The organism is Pseudomonas sp. GW822-FHT02G04 (assembly GCF_058802085.1).
In genome coordinates, this window is the sequence record NZ_JBXANU010000002.1 from 349,890 (window position 1) to 367,996 (window position 18,107).

An 18,107-nucleotide genomic window follows, 5' to 3' on the forward strand; every position below is an offset into this window, starting at 1 on the left:
GTTTTTCACCCAGCTGTCATTGTAAGCAACGATTCCTCTGGCTAGACTCCGGTCCATGAAACGTTATTTGCGGTGTTGTCTCATTTTCCTGATGTGCTTTGCGCTTCCGCTGAGTGGAATGGCGGGCATTCAGGCGCCCACGGAACCTTGCCCGATGAAAACCACGGGCATGACGATGATGGGCGACATGGACAAAGACTGCTGCCAGGACATGAGCACCCCGTCCGAGCACGGCAAAGCCTGTAAGCCCGGTCAGGAGTGCAAGACCGGTGGCATGCTGCAAGTCAGCATCGCTAAACCTCCAGTCACCTTGTTCAACCCCGTCGTTACCACGTTTTTTGTAGACGCACTGCCTGTCCAGACCCCGTCCGGGGTATGGCGACCCCCTCGCGCCTGATTCCTGTTCCACGCTGAGCCCCGTTCCGCCTTCGCGGGATGGCGTTGCTGTGCGCCTTTGAAAGCGCGCAGTGGATCATCACAGGAATTGTGAACATGAACTCCATGTGCTTTCGCACAGGGTGGCCGCTGGCGGCTGCCCTGGCGGCAAGCGTGCTGGCCTTGCCGTGCGCTGCTGCCCCATTGACTCTCGACGAAGCCCTGCGGCTGGCTGACGACAACGCGCCGTCCCTCACAGCCCAGGCCGAAAAACTCCAGGCGGCCAGAAGCGCTGCCATTCCTGCCGGCGAGTTGCCCGACCCCAAGCTGGTGCTGGGGGTACAGAATTTTCCGGTGGGCGGTCCCGATCGCGGGACGCTGGATCACGATTTCATGACCATGCAAACGGTCGGTGTGATGCAGGAAATGCCCAATGGTGACAAGCGTCGGGCGCGCACTGAAGTTGCCGAGGCCGCGGTTGAACTGGCCGCTGCGCAAGGGCGTGTCGAACGCCTGAATGTACGGCAGGCCACGGCGCTGGCCTGGATCGGCAGCTATTCGGTGGAGCTGAAACAGACTCTGTTCCAGGCGTTTTACCGCGAGAATCGGTTGTTGGCCGACACCGTTCGTGCACAGATCGCCAGCGGTCGGGCTCAGCCTGCCGATGCGGTGACACCGAAGCAGGAAGCGGCGCAACTGGAAGAGCAACAAGACCAATTACTGCTTCAGCGCGCGCAAGCCCGCGCGGCACTCAAGCGCTGGATTGGTTCTGCCGCCAACGAACAACCGGTCGGAAACTGGCCGCAATGGCCCATCGATACGTCGGGTTACGTCCACAAGCTTGAGCATCACCCCTCATTGGCGGCGTTTGCGCCAATGACCCGTGAGGCGCAGGCCAAAGTTCGTGAGGCCGAGGCTGACAAACGGTCAGACTGGAGTTGGGAGGTCGATTATCAGCGGCGCGGTCGGGAATTTGGCGACATGGTCAGCGTGCAATTCACCTTCGATCTGCCGCTGTTCCCCGACACCCGGCAGAACCCGAAGATCGCGGCAAAGCGTGCTGAGCTGAATCAACTGGAGGCCGAACGCGAAGCCCTGACCCGTGAGCACACCCAGCAACTGGAAGAACAATTGGCCGACTATCAACGGCTCGACCGTGCTGTGCGGCGTTATCAGGAGAGCCTGTTGCCGCTGGCCAAAGAAAAGGTCGAGTTGCTCATGGCCAGTTACCGAGCGGGTAAAGCTGATTTGTCGGCCGTCGTCGCCGCCCGGCGTGAATTGATCGACGCCCGCCTGAAACAGATCGATGTCAACGAACAGAAAGCGCTGACCAGTGCTCGGCTGTATTTCGCGTATGGGGAGGCGGGTCAATGAGCATTCAGCGCTTCAAAGGTGTTCTGTGGGTCGGTGGCGCAATGGCGCTGGGCGGTGTCTGCGGTTACTGGCTTGCCCATACAGCTGAGCCCGTCGTTCAAGGCACCATGACCCAGGACGAGCGCAAGGCCTTGTACTGGTACGACCCGATGTATCCGCAGCAAAAGTTCGACAAGCCCGGCAAGTCGCCTTTCATGGAGATGGAACTGGTGCCGCGCTACGCCGACGCTGCCCAGGACACCGCCGCCGTGCAGGTCGACGCGAGCGTGACGCAGAACCTGGGCGTTCGTCTGGCTACCGTGACCCGTGGCGTTCAGGCTTCCAGCCTCGAAGCGGCAGGCGTGCTGACCTACAACGAACGGGATGTCGCGGTGATCCAGGCACGCACGCCGGGTTTTGTCGAACGGGTGTATGCCCGTGCGCCGGGCGATGTACTCAAGGCCGGTGCGCCATTGGCGGACATTTTGGTGCCTGAATGGGCCGCGGCCCAGGAAGAGTTCCTGGCACTCAAAAACGTGGGCGATGCCGGCCTGTTGGCGGCGGCCCGTCAACGCCTGCGTCTGACCGGAATGCCGGCGGCGTTGATCGCTCAGGTTGAGCGCAGCGGCAAGGTGCAGGCAAACCAGACCATCACCACTCCCACTGCCGGCGTGTTGCAGGAGTTGAACGTACGTGCCGGCATGACCCTGGCTGTCGGCGAGACGCTGGCCAGGGTCAACGGCCTTGATCGTGTGTGGCTGGCGGTGGCCGTGCCGGAGTCGGCAGCCGGGGGAGTCGAGGTCGGCCAGACGGTAGAGGCCAGGCTGGCGACGTTCCCGGACGCAATCCTTCACGGTACGGTCAGTGCGATCCTGCCGCAAACCAGCCCGGACAGCCGAACCGTCAGCGTGCGGGTTGAATTGCCCAATCCTGACGGCCGCTTGCGCCCCGGCCTCACGGTGCAGGTGCGATTGAACCGGTCGACTGAGCAAAGCGTGCTGTGGGTGCCTAGCGAGGCATTGATTCGCACTGGCCGGCGCGTGTTGGTAATGCTTGCCGAAGACGGTGGTCGCTATCGCCCGGTAGAGGTGCGGGCAGGCCAGGAAAACGATGGGCAAACGGCGGTTCTGAACGGTCTGGAGGAGGGGCAGCAGGTGGTGAGTTCAGGTCAGTTCTTGCTCGACTCGGAAGCCAGTCTCAAAGGGCTGACTGTTCAACCCCTGGAACAAACCGGAGCCCAGCCATGATTGCCGCGCTGATTCGCTGGTCCGTGGCCAATCGTTTCCTGGTGCTGCTGGCGACCTTGTTTGTCACGGCCTGGGGCGTCTGGTCAGTCCAAAGTACCCCTATCGATGCACTGCCGGATCTCTCCGATGTTCAAGTGATCATCCGTACACCCTATGCAGGCCAGGCGCCGCAGATTGTCGAGAACCAGGTGACCTATCCCCTGGCAACCACCATGTTGTCGGTACCCGGTGCGAAGACCGTTCGCGGCTATTCCTTTTTCGGTGACAGCTTTGTCTACGTGTTGTTCGAGGATGGAACCGATATGTATTGGGCGCGCTCGCGGGTGCTGGAGTACCTGAGCCAGGTCCAGAGTCGCCTGCCGGCCAGCGCCAAACCGGCATTGGGGCCGGATGCCACTGGGGTTGGCTGGATCTATCAGTACGCCCTGGTGGATCGCAGCGGCGGGCATGACCTCGCGCAACTGCGCGCCCTGCAAGACTGGTTCCTCAAGTTCGAACTCAAGACGCTGCCCAACGTTGCCGAAGTGGCCACCGTGGGCGGGATGGTCAAGCAATATCAGGTTCAGCTCGATCCGCTGAGAATGGCCAGCCTGGGGATCACACAGGCCCAGGTCACCGAGGCGATCGGCAAGGCCAATCAGGAAACCGGCGGAGCTGTGCTGGAGATGGCTGAAACCGAGTTTATCGTGCGCGCTTCGGGCTATCTGAAGACCCTCGATGACTTTCGTGCCATCCCCCTCAAGCTCGGCGTGGGCAGCGTGCCCGTCACCCTCGGCGATGTGGCGACGATTCAACTGGGGCCGGAGATGCGTCGTGGTATCACTGAACTCGACGGCAAAGGCGAGACCGTGGGCGGCGTGGTTATTTTGCGCAGTGGCAAGAATGCCCGCGAAACCATTGCGGCGGTTAAAACGAAGCTTGATGAATTGAAACGCAGCTTGCCGACCGGTGTGGAGATTGTCACCACCTACGACCGCAGCAAGTTGATCGATCGAGCCGTGGAGAACCTCACCCACAAGTTGATCGAGGAGTTCATCGTCGTCGCGCTGGTCTGCGGGATTTTCTTGTGGCATCTACGCTCGGCGCTGGTGGCAATCATCTCGTTGCCGATTGGGGTGCTGATTGCTTTTATCGTCATGCGTCATCAAGGAATAAACGCCAACATCATGTCCCTGGGCGGGATCGCGATTGCCATCGGTGCGATGGTCGATGCCGCTGTGGTGATGATCGAGAACGCCCACAAGAAGATCGAGGCCTGGCACGTCACTCATCCGTCGGAAGAACTCAAAGGTGAGCGTCACTGGCAAGTGATGATCGACGCGGCGGTGGAGGTAGGGCCGGCGCTGTTCTTTTGTCTGTTGATCATCACGCTGTCGTTTATTCCGGTGTTTACTCTGGAGGCTCAGGAAGGGCGTTTGTTCGGGCCCCTGGCGTTCACCAAAACCTACGCCATGGCCGCCGCGGCAGGGCTGTCGGTGACTCTGGTGCCGGTGTTGATGGGCTACTGGATTCGCGGGCGGATCCCTGACGAACGACAGAACCCGCTGAATCGCTGGTTGATCAGGCTCTATCAACCGTTGCTGGACGCTGTGCTGCGCCGACCGAAAATCACCCTGTTGGCTGCGTTGCTGATCTTTGTCAGCGCGTTGTGGCCGATGTCTCGCTTAGGGGGCGAGTTCCTGCCGCCGCTGGATGAAGGTGATCTGCTGTACATGCCCTCGGCGCTGCCGGGATTGTCTGCACAGAAAGCGGCGCAGTTGCTGCAACAGACGGACCGGCTGATCAAAACCGTGCCGGAAGTCGAACACGTTTTCGGCAAGGCCGGTCGTGCCGAAACCGCCACCGACCCGGCACCGCTGGAGATGTTTGAAACCACTATCCAGTTCAAGCCACATGAACAATGGCGCCCAGGAATGACCCAGGAAAAACTGGTGGAAGAACTTGATCGAGTGGTCCGTGTCCCGGGGCTGACCAATATCTGGATTCCGCCGATCCGCAACCGTATCGATATGCTCGCCACCGGTATCAAAAGCCCGATCGGGATCAAGGTTTCCGGTAGCGATCTGGCACAAATCGACATGGCCACACAGGGTGTCGAGCGCGCTGCCAAGGGCGTACCGGGCGTCAGTTCCGCGCTGGCCGAACGTTTGACCGGTGGGCGCTATATCGATGTGGACATTGACCGTAAGGCTGCCGCTCGTTATGGACTCAATATTGCCGATGTGCAATCGATCGTGGCCGGTGCCATTGGCGGTGAAAACGTTGGCGAAACCATCGAGGGGCGCGCGCGCTTTCCGATCAATGTGCGTTATCCCCGCGAGTGGCGTGATTCCCTCGGTGCTCTGGAACAACTGCCGATCTACACGCCGCTGGGAAGCCAGATCACCCTCGGCACGGTGGCCAAGGTCAAGGTGACCGACGGGCCACCGATGCTCAAGAGTGAAAACGCCCGACCTTCCGGCTGGGTGTATATCGACGTGCGTGGGCGGGACATCGCCTCAGTGGTCGCCGACCTGCGTCGGGTGGTCAATGAGCAGGTCAAATTGCAGCCCGGCATGAGCCTTAGCTATTCCGGGCAGTTCGAGTTCCTCGAACGGGCCAACGCGCGACTCAAGCTGGTAGTGCCGGCCACGCTGCTGATCATTTTTGTGCTGCTTTACCTGACGTTCGCGCGTTTCGATGAAGCCTTGCTGATTATGGCAACACTGCCTTTTGCCCTTGCGGGCGGGGCGTGGTTTCTCTATTGGCTCGGTTTCAATCTGTCGGTGGCCACGGGGGTCGGCTTCATTGCGCTGGCCGGTGTGTCTGCCGAGTTTGGCGTGATCATGCTGCTTTATCTGAAGAACGCCTGGGCCGAGCGTGAAGACGCTGGCGATTGCACTGAGCGCGGGCTGGTCGCCGCGATTCGTGAGGGGGCGGTGCAACGCGTCCGACCCAAGGCCATGACGGTGGCGGTGATCATTGCCGGTCTGTTACCGATCCTGCTGGGCGGCGGCACCGGCAGTGAAGTCATGAGCCGCATCGCCGCGCCGATGGTCGGCGGAATGATCACCGCGCCCCTGCTTTCTCTGTTTGTCATCCCGGCAGCGTATCGCTTGATGCGCCGCCGTCAGCTCCAGCTTGAACCCAACCACACTCAAGGAAAAATCCAATGAAACTGACTCTGATCGCAACGGCAAGCACCTTGGTCGCGCTTGCTTTTCCTGCCCATGCAGCGCAGATGCCGGGTATGAACATGGACGATATGAACATGGACGGCACACCGACGAAGCAGCAGGCAGCGCAGGCGCCAGTGGCTAAAGCGACGGGAACGGTCAAAGCCATCGACAATACGAAACACACGCTGACCATTGCTCATGGTGCTGTGCCGGCAGTGCAATGGCCGCCGATGACCATGGGGTTTCGGGCCACAGAGGAGCAACTGGCCTCGGTGAAGGTCGGGGATCAAGTGAACTTCGAATTTCAGCTTGAAGGCGCGACCGCTACGATCACGTCGATTGAAATCGTGAAATAGCGCTCAGCGCTCCCGGCGGTACGAATGCGATTCGGCCGCCGGGCCCTCTGGTTCAAAGGTTCTGGCTGAGAAAGAGCAACGTATTGCCATGCGCCTCGACCGCCGCCCGCTGGTTGTAGCTGTCACGGTGCGAGCAGTTGAAGCCATGCTCGGCCCCCGGATACACCTCGATATCGACGTCGTCGTTGAACTCGAAACGCTCGGCGATTTGCTTCACGGCATCGATGGGGATGTGGCTGTCCTGTTCGCCGAAGTGCATCAGCAGCGGCACCTTGATTTCACCGGCCCGATCCAGCTGGTTCTGAATGCCGCCGCCGTAATAGGCGATCGCCACGTCGACGAAACCGTTGGCCGCGGTGTTGTACGACAGCATGCCACCGAAGCAGAAACCAATGGAGGCGATCCTGCCGTCCAGCCCCGTATGCGTCTTCAGGGTGTCGATGGCCAGTTTGATGTCTGCCTGGGCCTTGGTGGTGTCGGTGGCGATCATCAATTCGACAGCGCGTTTCCAGCCGGCTTCGTCGTAGCCCAGTTCGATACGGTGGCCGTGGCGCCAGAACAGATCCGGCGCGATGACCAGGTAGCCGTCGGCGGCGTATTGTTCGGCGACCGAGCGGATATGTTCGTTGACGCCGAAGATTTCCTGAATCAGCACGATCCCCGGCCCTTTACGGGTATGGGGAATGGCCAGGTAAGCGCCGAAGGTGCCTTCGGGGCTGCTGATTTCGATCCATTGGCTGGTTACGCTCATGATGGCTCCTTTACACAAGTTGGATGGGGGTATCGAGACGCTGGCGTATCAGCGGTGATTGCGCCGCCAGAAGAGTCGAACCAACAACGCGTCCATGCTGAGTTTGCCGGCCCCCGAGAACAACAACGGCATGAGGGCTACGAGGTAGATCAACGGCAGTTTGAAGTTGCCGTGGCCCTTGTTGCTGATGGCATAACCCTGGGCAAGTTCACTCAATGTAGACCAATCGGCCGGCCAGTGGACGGCAGCGGTCGCGACGACCGTGACCACTACCAGAATAATCGCCGAGAGCCGTGTCCCGAGGCCTGCCAGCAGGGTGAGGGCACAGATCAGCTCGGCCCACATCGCCAGTTCCCAGTTCAGCGAGGCGGGAACGTGGTTGAAGGGAAACGGGAAGCGGTCCTGGATGTCGGCGAACCAGTTCTGGCCGTTCCATTTTTCCAGGCCTGACTCGAAAAACTCCCAGGCCAGAAACAGCCGCAGGGTGAGGGGCGCGATCCAGCTGCCGACGCGGTCGAGGTTCAGGTGCAGGCCTTGGATGGCTGATGAAAGGGAAGTGTTCATGGGGTTTGAGCTCCGAGGGATTCATTGTGGGAGCGGACTGTGGCGAGGGGGCTTGCCCCCGTTGGGTTGCGAAGCAGCCCCCAAATCTCGGATGTACCAAAGATCCTGTGAGTGCTACGCACTCAAACGGGGGCAAGCCCCCTCGCCACAAAAGCCCGATCCCACGGGGGATTGGTGGTGGTGTTGAGGTTTTATTCGGTCAATAGCGTGTTTCTGGCGGACCGTTTGTACTTCTGCGCAATCTTTCCCAGCAGCCGAACGACAATCGCCGAAAACATCACGCCAAACGGCAGGACGTACCAGGCGCTGAGGGGTATGCGTTTGAAGTTGGAAAAGGCGAACACCGCCGCGATCACCCACATGCCGCTGGTGTGCAGGGTTTTCCAGGCTTTGGGGCCGATCAGGCGCGCCGTGGTTTTGAATGAGGTCAACGCCATCAACAGAATGAACAGGTAACCGACCGAACCCGGAATATTGCCAACCGTGGTGCGCCCGGGCCAGAACTCGGGGTTCAATTGGCCGTAGCTGTAGATCAGAACGGCGTGGACCAGATGGGAAAACGCGAACGCCAGGCCGATGAAACGTCGTTCGCGCACCAGCGAGCGGCTGAAAGGCGAGGGCACCAGCACCGCCAAGGCAGATGCAGTGAACGCGGCGAGAAACAGCGCAAACGAAGTGCGTGCGGTGGCGCGAATGGCGCTGCGGGTGGCTTCCACCAGATCGGGGTTGAGCAGCAGAATCAGGCCGGTCATCAACAGCACCAGCATGGCCAGCAGGCCAAACAGCGACCAGCCATGGTAACGGGGGACTTGGGTCATCATGACAACACTCCTGAGCAAGGGCCGACCCGGTTTGCCGGTGGTCAGCGGACGACAGAAGTGTTGCAATCAGCTGTATTGGCGATATGTCTGAAAGGCCGCCCGGTGCAAGTTGGTGTATCCCGGACCGCGACAGATACATTCGCGTACAAAACTGTGATTCAGCGCCGCCCAGCGGCGTCTAGCGACAGTGTCCCCGCAATCCCATGGGGCGAGACTTCGGAACCCGGCATGCAAGCGCTGTTGAACGAGATCCTTGACGCAGTCCGACCGTTGATCGGTCAGGGCAAAGTGGCTGACTACATTCCCGCCCTCGGCACGGTACCGGGCAATCAATTGGGCATTGCCGTGTATGGCAATGACGGCGAGTTGTTTTGCGCGGGGGACGCCGACACGCCGTTCTCGGTGCAGAGTATTTCCAAGGTGTTCAGCCTGGTGCAGGCCATCGAACACTCCGGCGAAGCGATTTGGGAACGCCTGGGCCACGAGCCGTCAGGCCAGCCGTTCAACTCGCTGGTGCAGCTGGAGTTCGAGCGCGGCCGCCCACGCAATCCCTTCATCAACGCCGGTGCGCTGGTGATCTGCGACATCAATCAATCGCGCTTTGCTGCGCCGGCATTGTCGATGCGCGATTTTGTCCGGCGCTTGTCCGGCAACCCGAACATCATGGTGGACGGCAAGGTCGCCGAGTCGGAATACCAGCACCGCGCGCGCAACGCGGCCATGGCTTACCTGATGCAGTCGTTCGGCAACTTTCATAACGACGTCGAAGCGGTGCTGCGTAGCTACTTCAGCCATTGCGCGCTGCGCATGAGTTGCGTGGACCTGGCCCGAGCGTTCGGCTTCCTGGCCAACGACGGTTTCTGCAAACACAGCGGCACACAGATCCTCAGCGCCCGCCAGACCCAACAAGTCAACTCGATCATGGCCACCAGCGGGCTGTACGACGAAGCGGGCAACTTTGCCTATCGTGTCGGTCTGCCGGGCAAGAGCGGCGTGGGCGGAGGCATTGTCGCGGTGGTGCCGGGGCAATTCACGGTGTGCGTCTGGTCCCCGGAATTGAACGCTGCCGGCAACTCGCTCGCTGGCATGGCGGCGCTGGAGTTGTTGAGTCAGCGAATCGGCTGGTCGGTGTTCTAGAGCGGTGTAGGCGGGGGGCGATAATGACGCTACGGAAAATTTGCTATACATTTTCCGACCGCCCCCTGCATGGTGAAACCGCTTCATGTCTCTTGCGCTCGAACGTCTAGTCGCTGGCACGCCGATCCCTTTTGCCGGTAATCGTGTCACTGTCGTCAGCCCCGAACTGGCGGCGCGCTTCCAGCCCGGCGACCATCTGCTGGTGGAGCAGGTCAGCGGCGAGTTGTTGCTGATCCCGGTGGTGGATCAGCAAGCGGCAGCGGTCGCCATCGAGCGCGCCGAATCAGCGTTCACCGCGATGTCCAGTGTTTCGGATCACGCCATCAGCGAGTTCTTCGATCGCTTCGCGCAACGCCTGGAAACCCCGGAATGCTGGGCCTTGATTGCGGCCGCCAACCTGGCCGACATCGAGCGGGCCAAGGCGCGCGGTCGTTCCACCACGCGATTGCTGGCGGATGAGCGCATGCGTCGCGACATGATCGCAGGCCTCAGGGCCTGGCGTGATGCACCGGCCACCCGCGGCCAAGTCGTGAGCTGTGTCGAGCACGAGGGCTGGAAAGTCGAGCAGGTGGTTTCGCCGCTGGGCATCGTCGCTTTTGTGTTCGAAGGCCGGCCGAATGTCTTCGCCGACGCCGCCGGTGTATTGCGTACCGGTAACACTGCGGTGCTGCGCATTGGCAGCGACGCGTTGGGCACCGCCCAAGCCATCGTCACCCATGCGTTGAATCCGGCACTGGCCGATGCCGGGTTGCCGAGCGGTGCAGTGTCGCTGGTCGAAAGTGTCAATCACGCCGCCGGCTGGGCAATGTTCGCCGACCGGCGCCTGTCACTGGCCGTGGCCCGTGGTTCGGGGCGTGCGGTTAGCCAGTTGGGCAGCATCGCGCAACAGGCCGGCACCGCCGTCAGCCTGCACGGCACCGGCGGCGCCTGGCTGATCGCGAACCAAGACGCCGATGCCCAGCGCTTCGCCGCCGTGGTGCGCAACTCGCTGGACCGCAAAGTCTGCAACACGCTGAACGTTTGCCTGATCCATCGCGACCGCGCTGCCGAACTGGTGCCGCTGTTTCTCAATGCGCTACAACAGGCCGGCACCGCTCGGGGCCAGGGCAGCAAGTTGCATATCGTCGAGGGTAGCGAGCAGTATTTGCCGAGCGATTGGCGCACCGCGAGCGTCGAGGTGTACCGCGCCGAAGGCTATCAGACCGAAGCACAGGCCGAACCGCTGCCCGAGGACCAATTGGGCCGCGAGTGGGAGTGGGAAGAAACCCCGGAAGTCAGCCTGAAGATCGTCGACGACCTGGATCAGGCCATCGCCTTGTTCAACCGCTACAGCCCGCAATTCACCGTGTCGCTGATCAGTGAAGATGCGCAGGCGCAGGCGCATTTCTACAACGCGGTCAACGCGCCTTTTGTCGGCAACGGGATCACCCGCTGGGTCGACGGACAGTACGCGCTGAACAAGCCGGAACTGGGGCTCTCGAACTGGGAAAGTGGCCGCCTGTTTGCGCGCAGTGCGATTCTCTCGGGCGATGGCGTGTTCACGATCCGCAGCCGCATGACCCAGACGAGCCTGTCAGTCAAACGCTGAGACGCGCAAAACCTGTGGGATCTTCGTCGGCTCTCCGGGCGCAGGCACGCGCTATACTTATTGTGTGTCCGTGCCTGCGCGGGGACGGACAGCGCATCTGATTACGTGTGAGAGGATTGCGCCATGAAACTTCATGACTTCCAACATTACTCCCATGGTCTGGAAACGGTCGTTCACGACACGTGGATTACCACCCGGGTGAAGTCGGCCCTGGCATTGGCCGATACCACCCTTGGCCTGAATGTCCATGTCAAAACCCATGCGGGTGCGGTGGCATTGAGCGGTCGCGTCAATACCCATAGACAGTGCGAGCTGGCTGTTGCTTTGGCCCGCACAGTTCCGGGTGTCGTCAACATCGATGCCAGCGAATTGCTCACTCACGTGTTCACGCCAGGCAGTTTTCCAGAAGCGCCAAACGCTGAAGACACACCTGAACGTCGGCCACAATCGTCAGCCAAGACGGACGACAAATAACAAGGGCGATCGTGTGAGTGGCACCTTCCCGGCCGGGAAACGAGGACGGGCGCAGTAGCGCGCCTGTCCACTTTGTAACGCTGCGCCAAGCCTGGTGCAGCTTGTGCGGTCGACACCTTCAGGCGGCTTCGACCGTTTTGCCGTGCACGGCGCAAGCATCCGGATGTTCGGCCAGCGACACGAAGCTGTGACTGCCGGCATCCAGGGCATCGACCGAGCCGGTTTCGATGTCATAGACCCAGCCATGCAGGTTCAACAGGCCTTTTTCCTGGGCCAGGCGTACGCTCGGGTGGGTCTGGATATTCGCCAGTTGGGCGATCACGTTTTCCCGCACCATCGAACTGACCTTGGCCGCGTCGCTGGCATGAGGGCGGGACTCGTTGATCACCTTGGCCGACTCGGCGTGCTGCAACCAGCCGCTGACGGCGGGCAGGTGATCCATGCATTTGCACTGGGCAATGGCGGTCATGGCGCCACAGTCCGAATGCCCGCAGATCACGATGTCCGTCACGCCCAATACCGCGACCGCATATTCCACCGTAGCTGACACACCTCCTGGATGTGGGCTGTAAGAGGGCACGATATTGCCGGCATTGCGCACCACGAACAGTTCGCCGGGCTCTTGCTGGGTCAGCAGTTCCGGTACCACGCGGCTGTCGGAACAGGTGATGAACAACGTGCCGGGATGCTGGGTGGTGGCCAGGTGTTTGAACAGGTCGGTACGCTGCGGGAACGCTTCTTTCTGGAATTTCAATAAACCTTCGATGAGCGCTTTCATGGCGGACTTCCTTGCAATGAATGAGGGGGTTAATGCCTGTAGGAGCGAGGCTTGCCCGCGAAAGCGGTGTGTCAGACGACATCAATGTTGACTGACACTCCCTCTTCGCGGGCAAGCCTCGCTCCTACAGTGTTTTAGAAAGGACGCAGCGGCAGGAACTTGCCGTCCAGGGTAATCACGGCGCGGGAGCCGCCTTCCGGGTCTTCGACCTTTTTCAGGTCCAGCTTGAAGTTGATTGCGCTGATGATGCCGTCGCCGAATTGCTCGTGAACCAGGGCTTTGAGCGTGGTGCCGTAGATCTGGATCATTTCGTAGAAGCGGTAGATGGTCGGGTCGGTCGGAACACCCGACAGGCTGCCGCGCAGCGGGATGATTTGCAGGCGGGCCACGGTGTCGGCGTCCAGCTCGAGTTTTTCGCCGATCACTCTGGCGGCGGCTTCTGGCAGTGGATGCTGGCCGAGCAGGGCGGCGGTGACGTAGGCCAGACCCAGGCCGGTGCCGTCGGTCAGATCCTGCCAGGACAGATTCTTGCGCGCCTTGGCATCGAGGATCGAAGTGGTCAGGGTCAGACTTGGGTCCTGATAAGCGTGGGACTGTTGCATGGTGTGACTCCTATCGGTTGTGGCTGGAAAGTGGAGCCATCTTCGGTTGATTGATTCATAGCGTCCAAGATCGATATACAATGCTTTGCATAAGTCCTGCCTATAGATGATGAGCCCCATGCTGCTCCGACATTTGCGCTACCTGCTGGCGGTCGCCGACCACGGCGGCTTCACCCGCGCCGCCGAGGCGTTGCACGTCTCCCAACCAACGTTGTCCCAGCAGATCCGGCAGCTGGAGGAAACCCTGGGTGTCAGCCTGTTCGATCGCACCTCGCGCACGGTCAGAGCGACCGACGCGGGGCAGGCCTATATCGAATGCGCCCGGCGGGTGCTGGTGGAACTGGAAGCGGGCAAACGCGCGCTGCATGACGTGAAGGACTTGTCTCGCGGTACCTTGCGACTGGCCATGACGCCAACATTCATGGCGTATCTGGTGGGGCCGTTGGTGCGCGATTACGCGGCGAAGTTTCCGAACATCCATCTGCAGATTTTCGAGTTGTCGATGGATGACATCGAGGCGGGGTTGCTTGATGACTCGCTGGACATTGCCATTGCCTTCACCCCGGTGAGGAGCCCCGACATCGAGTGTGTGCCGGCGTTTGTCGAGACCCTGGGCGTGATGGTCGGGCAGCATCATCCGTTGTACGAACGGCAGAACCCGCTATCACCCAAGGAGATGGCGCAACTGGAATTCGCGTTGCTGACGCCGGACTTCATCACCCGATCCTCGATCGACGGGTATTTTCGGCAACAGCACATCACACCCAAGGTGGCGATCGAGGTGAACTCGGTGAGTACGTTGCTGGAGGTCATTCGCCACACGCCAATGGCCACCATTCTCCCGGGGCCCATCGCCACTGCGGAACGGGTATTGCGCCGGATTGAATTACAGGGCGAAGCACCCCGGCGCGACGCGGCATTGCTGCGTAGGAAGAACAACTATCACAGTGCCGCGTCTGTGGCGTTCGCGAACCTGGTGATGGCCGGCAGCAGCGTGTGAATCAATCATCCACCGACTGGCAGATGCCATTGCCGCCTTTCTTGCTGGTATAGGTCACGGCTACCGTGTCGTCATCCGCGATGCTGATAGAGATCGTCACGTCCGGCCCCTTGGCCTCGAAAAGGCGATCATTGATCATTTTGGTCTGGGCTTCTTTGCTGTTGATCATCACCGGACCATCCTGGTCGGCGTGGACCATGATTTTCCCGGGGCAGTCCACATCGAAGGCGGGAACGCCAGGAACACTGTTTCCATAAGCTGCACTTGCCAATGCCAGTAGCATGAATGTCAGGGGTGTTTTCATCGCAGACCTCCAGCGGATAAACCGATGTCCAGCGCACTGTTAACCATAGCCCTGTTCTTTTGACCCGGTGCAAAGTTAGTGGTGCAGGCGCGACAATAAAAAAAGGCCCCGCTCGATAAAACGAGCGGGGCCTTCTTGTGTTTGGGAGAGATCAGTACAACCGATCAATCACCCGGACTTCATTCTGGTTCTGCAGCGATGCCCACGCCTGTTTCAGCGTTTGCAGCACGTTGCCGATGAAGTCCTTGTCGGCCGCGGCTTTCTTGCCGACATAGCCCTGGCCGCGACGGTACATCTTCAGTCGGGCCAGCAGGTCCTGGTTGTTCTTGTCGAACTCTTCTTCGTGGGCATGGGGCGACAGGCAGTCGATATGGACCTGGCCCGATTTGCTGATCCACAGAATATGGCTGTCATGGCTGTCTTTCTGCGCAGCGAACAAGCGAGCCAGTTCATCGATAGTAGGTTGATTGTTCAGATTCATTGTAAGCCCCTTGACCATTTGGTGATCTTTCAAAGTTGATTCGCTAATACAGGTAGCCCATCGGTTAGTTGATCCCTGGCACCGAAACCAGGACGTCAGCGGTCGACCGTCAATACGACGGGGTCACGCGTCTGTTGCATGTAGTCGTGTTGAATAACTGCTACGCAATAGCGTCACAACGAAGAGAAGCAGCGAAAACCTGGAGGCCACTGCCGACGCTTTCAGGGTCGGCCACAAGCTTCATGAGGATTGATCGCCAGCGTTTCTCGCCCTTGTACTGGACGTTCAGGCCAGGTCAGCTTCTTCAATCTGCCTTGTGGGCAGCGTGTATCCGGGAAAAACAGCTCGGCGGTCAGACGAACTTGCTCAAACGTGTTGCCTGTACTCCCGATCGGGGAGACGTCTGCATCATGCAAGGGCAAATCGGAGGCGTCAACGGTTTTGTAGTGAATATTTTTGTTCACTACATATTGTCGGACAAAGTGGTTTTGGAATTAGAAAGTCAGCGTGGCTAGCGCTTGGAGTCTTTGGCAGCGCTTACCCCGGCCCCGAAGGCTGCGATCTTTCAAAGCGGTAAACGGTGCAGGGATAACCGTCGATCGGCAGCTGATACACGGTGAACTCGCCATTCGTGAGTTCGGGTATCACCCTGGCCCAGAACAGCCGTGCAGGCTGGTTGGTATCGATGTGGAAAATCTGCCATTGACCGGGGAACCGGCTCAAGAGGGCAGAGATGACAAACTTCGCGACACCTTGGCCACGGAAGCGTCGACTGACAAAAAAGTAGCCAATGTTGTACTCGGCGCCGACGATATGGGTTTCGTCATCCACGGTCACGAACCCCGCCAGCTCGCCGTCGACCTTGATCAGAAAGGGCCGGGTAGCCGGGTTGCGCCAGTAGTCCAGTTTGGGCTGGACGTTGAAGAATCCATGCTCCCCGAGCTTCAGCGGCAGCCATTCGCTGAAATCGTACATGTAGAACTGCATCAGGTTTTCGATGGTTTCCAGTTCGTCGCGGTGGGCCGCGTGCAGTTCTATCGAGGGCTGGCTCCTGATTGTTGTCATGGTCGTGCCTTCCGTCTCTTAACTGACATTGAAGAACACTAGACCATTTCGATTCGCAGACCTCAAACCTTGCCCGTCGGTTTCGCCGCGCGCTTGGCGCCGGTCGAAGGCTTGCGTTTGGCGGGTTTGCGCTTGTTTTTCCACGGGGTGGCGCCACGCCCGGCCGGGCTTGCCGGCCCGCTGATGGTCAGGTTCAGGCCGGCGCAGCGTGCCACTTGCTTGCTCATCCATGCGGCTTGTTTGGTGACGAATTCTTCCAGGCTCATTTCACCGCTCTGCACCATGTCCAGCGCCTGTTCCCAGATCGCCGTGGTGCCAGGATCGGCAATCGCGCGCGGTACCGCATCGATCAGGCTGAAAGCCGCCGGCGTCGCGGCCAGGGCCTTGCCGTTCTTGATCAGATAACCGCGATCCAGCAGGCCCTGGATGATCGAGGCGCGTGTGGCTTCGGTGCCGATGCCGGTGGTGTCCTTGAGCTTTTGCTTGAGCAGCGGATCTTCCACCAGTTTGGCGACGTTCTTCATCGCCTTGATCAGATCGCCTTCGGTGAACGGCTTGGGCGGCTGGGTCCAGAGGTCCTTGAGCTTCACGTCGGCCACCGCGCAGTCACGCCCTTCGGCCAATGCCGGCAGTGTTTGCGGTGCCGGTGCTTCGCGGCCCTTGGCAGGCGCGAGAGCTTCGGGCAGCGCGCGCTTCCAGCCGGGCTCGATAATCTGCTTGCCTACGGCGCGCAAGGCTTCACCGGCGCAGTCGAAGTCGGCCTGGGTCCGGTCGTATTCATGGTTGGGCAGGAACTGCGCCAGGTAACGCGCACGAATCAGGGTATAGACCGCCCGTTGCTTGCCCACCAGCCGGTCGAGGTTCTTCGCCGCGGCGGTCGGAATGATGCCGTGGTGCGCGCTGACCTTGGCATCGTTCCAGGCCCGCGAGCGGCGTTGCGGCTCCAGGTAATCGTGCAAGGCGTTCAGCGCCGGGTCGGCTTGCCTGAGCGCGGCAAGGATACCCGGCGCTTCGCTGTGCTGGCTCAGGGGCAGGTAGCCGCAGTCGCTGCGCGGGTAGGTGATGACTTTATGGGTTTCATACAAGGCCTGGGCGATATCGAGGGTTTCCTGAGCGCCGAGCCCGAGTTTTTTCGAGCAGACTTCCTGCAAGGTGCCCAGGTCGAACGGCAGCGGCGCGACTTCGCGCATGCGCTCGGTGCGCAGTTTGATCACCCGAGCGCTCGCCGCGTTGCCAATGGCCGCAGCCGCCTGCTGGGCCAGCGCCTGATTTAGGCAACGATCCTGATCGTCGCAGGCGTCCGATGCCGCACGCCACTGGGCCATGAACGCCGTGCCATCGTGCAGCAGTTGCACGTCGATGGCCCAGTAGGCCACCGGAACGAAATCGGCAATGCTGCGGTCGCGATCCACCACCAGCCGCAAGGTCGGCGTCTGCACCCGACCGACCGGCAACACCCCCTGATAGCCGGACTGACGCCCCAGCAGGGTGAACAGCCGACTCATGTTCATCCCGATCAACCAGTCGGCCCGGGAGCGCCCCAGCGCCGAATGATAGAGGCTGAACGTCTCGGCCCCCGGCTTGAGCGCCGCGAGTGCCTTGCGGATCGACGCATCGTCCAGCGCCGACAACCACAGCCGCCGGATCGGCCCGCGATAACGGCAATGCTCCACCAGCTCCCGGGCGATCATCTCGCCCTCACGGTCGGCATCGGTGGCAATCACCAGTTCACTGGCCTCGCCGAGCAGGCGTTTGACCGCCTTGTACTGGCTGGCCGTGCGCGGCTTAACGGTCATTTTCCATTTTTCGGGAATGATCGGCAGATCCGCCAGCACCCAACGCTTGTAACGCGCGTCGTAGGCATCTGGCGGCGCGGTTTCCAGGAGGTGGCCGATGCACCAGGTCACCGTGACGTCCGTTCCCAGCCAGCAGCCGTCGCCCCGGCGCTTGGCACCAAGTACGGCCGCGATGTCTTTGGCCTGGGAAGGTTTTTCACAGAGGTACAGCCGCATAACCACCATCGTCGATCAGTGTTCGAGAGGTGCACAGAATG

General features: G+C 60.6%; 17 protein-coding genes and 1 pseudogene. 9 read left to right on the forward strand and 9 right to left on the reverse strand.

All coding sequences use genetic code 11. The features are described 5' to 3' along the window. Positions 1-55 precede the first annotated feature (55 nt). From AC1RO5_RS04130 to AC1RO5_RS04150, 5 genes and pseudogenes are all read left to right on the forward strand, one after another. Positions 56-397, forward strand: coding sequence for a hypothetical protein (locus AC1RO5_RS04130; protein WP_493172982.1), 342 nt, complete (start codon positions 56-58; stop codon positions 395-397). 95 nt (positions 398-492) lie between these two features. Beyond that, positions 493-1,749: a TolC family protein gene (locus AC1RO5_RS04135; protein ID WP_413696461.1), complete on the forward strand. Its 1,257-nt coding sequence runs from the start codon at positions 493-495 to the stop codon at positions 1,747-1,749. After that, positions 1,746-2,960, forward strand: a pseudogene (locus AC1RO5_RS04140) (efflux RND transporter periplasmic adaptor subunit); the annotation flags it as partial. The gene AC1RO5_RS04135 and the pseudogene AC1RO5_RS04140, both read left to right, overlap by 4 nt. A gap of 11 nt (positions 2,961-2,971) precedes the next feature. Next, a complete protein-coding gene (locus AC1RO5_RS04145) occupies positions 2,972-6,130 on the forward strand; it encodes an efflux RND transporter permease subunit (RefSeq protein WP_493172984.1) in 3,159 nt (1,052 codons plus the stop codon). Beyond that, a complete protein-coding gene (locus AC1RO5_RS04150) occupies positions 6,127-6,489 on the forward strand; it encodes a copper-binding protein (RefSeq protein WP_493172986.1) in 363 nt (120 codons plus the stop codon). Before AC1RO5_RS04145 ends, AC1RO5_RS04150 begins: the two co-directional genes overlap by 4 nt. 52 nt (positions 6,490-6,541) lie before the next feature. Here AC1RO5_RS04150 and AC1RO5_RS04155 read toward each other — a convergent pair whose 3' ends face one another. The 3 genes from AC1RO5_RS04155 to AC1RO5_RS04165 form a co-directional block, all read right to left on the reverse strand. Then, positions 6,542-7,240, reverse strand: coding sequence for a dienelactone hydrolase family protein (locus AC1RO5_RS04155; protein WP_493172988.1), 699 nt, complete (start codon positions 7,238-7,240; stop codon positions 6,542-6,544). 48 nt (positions 7,241-7,288) lie between these two features. Then, positions 7,289-7,804: an HvfX family Cu-binding RiPP maturation protein gene (locus tag AC1RO5_RS04160; RefSeq protein WP_493172990.1), complete on the reverse strand. Its 516-nt coding sequence runs from the start codon at positions 7,802-7,804 to the stop codon at positions 7,289-7,291. Positions 7,805-7,995: 191 nt separating this feature from the next. Continuing rightward, on the reverse strand, positions 7,996-8,625 hold the full coding sequence (locus tag AC1RO5_RS04165) for a ferric reductase-like transmembrane domain-containing protein (protein ID WP_493172992.1): 630 nt from the start codon (positions 8,623-8,625) through the stop codon (positions 7,996-7,998). A gap of 228 nt (positions 8,626-8,853) precedes the next feature. Between AC1RO5_RS04165 and glsB the strand changes: the two genes are divergently transcribed. The 3 genes from glsB to AC1RO5_RS04180 all read left to right on the forward strand — a co-directional run bounded on the left by glsB (position 8,854) and on the right by AC1RO5_RS04180 (position 11,824). Beyond that, positions 8,854-9,762 (forward strand): glutaminase B, encoded by a 909-nt coding sequence (gene glsB, locus AC1RO5_RS04170; protein WP_493172994.1) that lies wholly within the window; start codon positions 8,854-8,856, stop codon positions 9,760-9,762. Between the two features lie 85 nt (positions 9,763-9,847). Beyond that, positions 9,848-11,350: an aldehyde dehydrogenase family protein gene (locus AC1RO5_RS04175; RefSeq protein ID WP_493172996.1), complete on the forward strand. Its 1,503-nt coding sequence runs from the start codon at positions 9,848-9,850 to the stop codon at positions 11,348-11,350. A 123-nt stretch (positions 11,351-11,473) separates the two neighbouring features. Continuing rightward, positions 11,474-11,824: a BON domain-containing protein gene (locus AC1RO5_RS04180; RefSeq protein WP_493172998.1), complete on the forward strand. Its 351-nt coding sequence runs from the start codon at positions 11,474-11,476 to the stop codon at positions 11,822-11,824. A 118-nt stretch (positions 11,825-11,942) separates the two neighbouring features. Here AC1RO5_RS04180 and AC1RO5_RS04185 read toward each other — a convergent pair whose 3' ends face one another. Together AC1RO5_RS04185 and cynS are read right to left on the reverse strand one after the other, a co-directional pair. Continuing rightward, a complete protein-coding gene (locus AC1RO5_RS04185; protein ID WP_493173000.1) occupies positions 11,943-12,602 on the reverse strand; it encodes a carbonic anhydrase in 660 nt (219 codons plus the stop codon). A 134-nt stretch (positions 12,603-12,736) separates the two neighbouring features. Further along, positions 12,737-13,204 (reverse strand): cyanase, encoded by a 468-nt coding sequence (gene cynS / locus AC1RO5_RS04190; protein ID WP_477811805.1) that lies wholly within the window; start codon positions 13,202-13,204, stop codon positions 12,737-12,739. Between the two features lie 118 nt (positions 13,205-13,322). On the opposite strand from cynS, the gene cynR reads away from it, so the two are divergent. Next, entirely contained in the window at positions 13,323-14,204 is an 882-nt protein-coding gene (gene cynR, locus AC1RO5_RS04195; protein ID WP_493173002.1) for a transcriptional regulator CynR, read from the forward strand. Between the two features lies 1 nt (position 14,205). Here the strand turns inward: cynR and AC1RO5_RS04200 are convergent, their stop codons facing one another. The 4 genes from AC1RO5_RS04200 to AC1RO5_RS04215 all read right to left on the reverse strand — a co-directional run bounded on the left by AC1RO5_RS04200 (position 14,206) and on the right by AC1RO5_RS04215 (position 18,066). Next, positions 14,206-14,508 (reverse strand): hypothetical protein, encoded by a 303-nt coding sequence (locus tag AC1RO5_RS04200; protein WP_493173004.1) that lies wholly within the window; start codon positions 14,506-14,508, stop codon positions 14,206-14,208. 151 nt (positions 14,509-14,659) lie between these two features. Further along, positions 14,660-14,989, reverse strand: coding sequence for a hypothetical protein (locus AC1RO5_RS04205; protein ID WP_493173005.1), 330 nt, complete (start codon positions 14,987-14,989; stop codon positions 14,660-14,662). 537 nt (positions 14,990-15,526) lie between these two features. Further along, a complete protein-coding gene (locus AC1RO5_RS04210; protein ID WP_493173007.1) occupies positions 15,527-16,054 on the reverse strand; it encodes a GNAT family N-acetyltransferase in 528 nt (175 codons plus the stop codon). Positions 16,055-16,116: 62 nt separating this feature from the next. Continuing rightward, the gene (locus tag AC1RO5_RS04215) at positions 16,117-18,066 is read right to left on the reverse strand and encodes a DNA topoisomerase III (RefSeq protein WP_493173009.1); all 1,950 of its coding nucleotides are present in this window, start codon (positions 18,064-18,066) and stop codon (positions 16,117-16,119) included. Positions 18,067-18,107 lie beyond the last annotated feature (41 nt).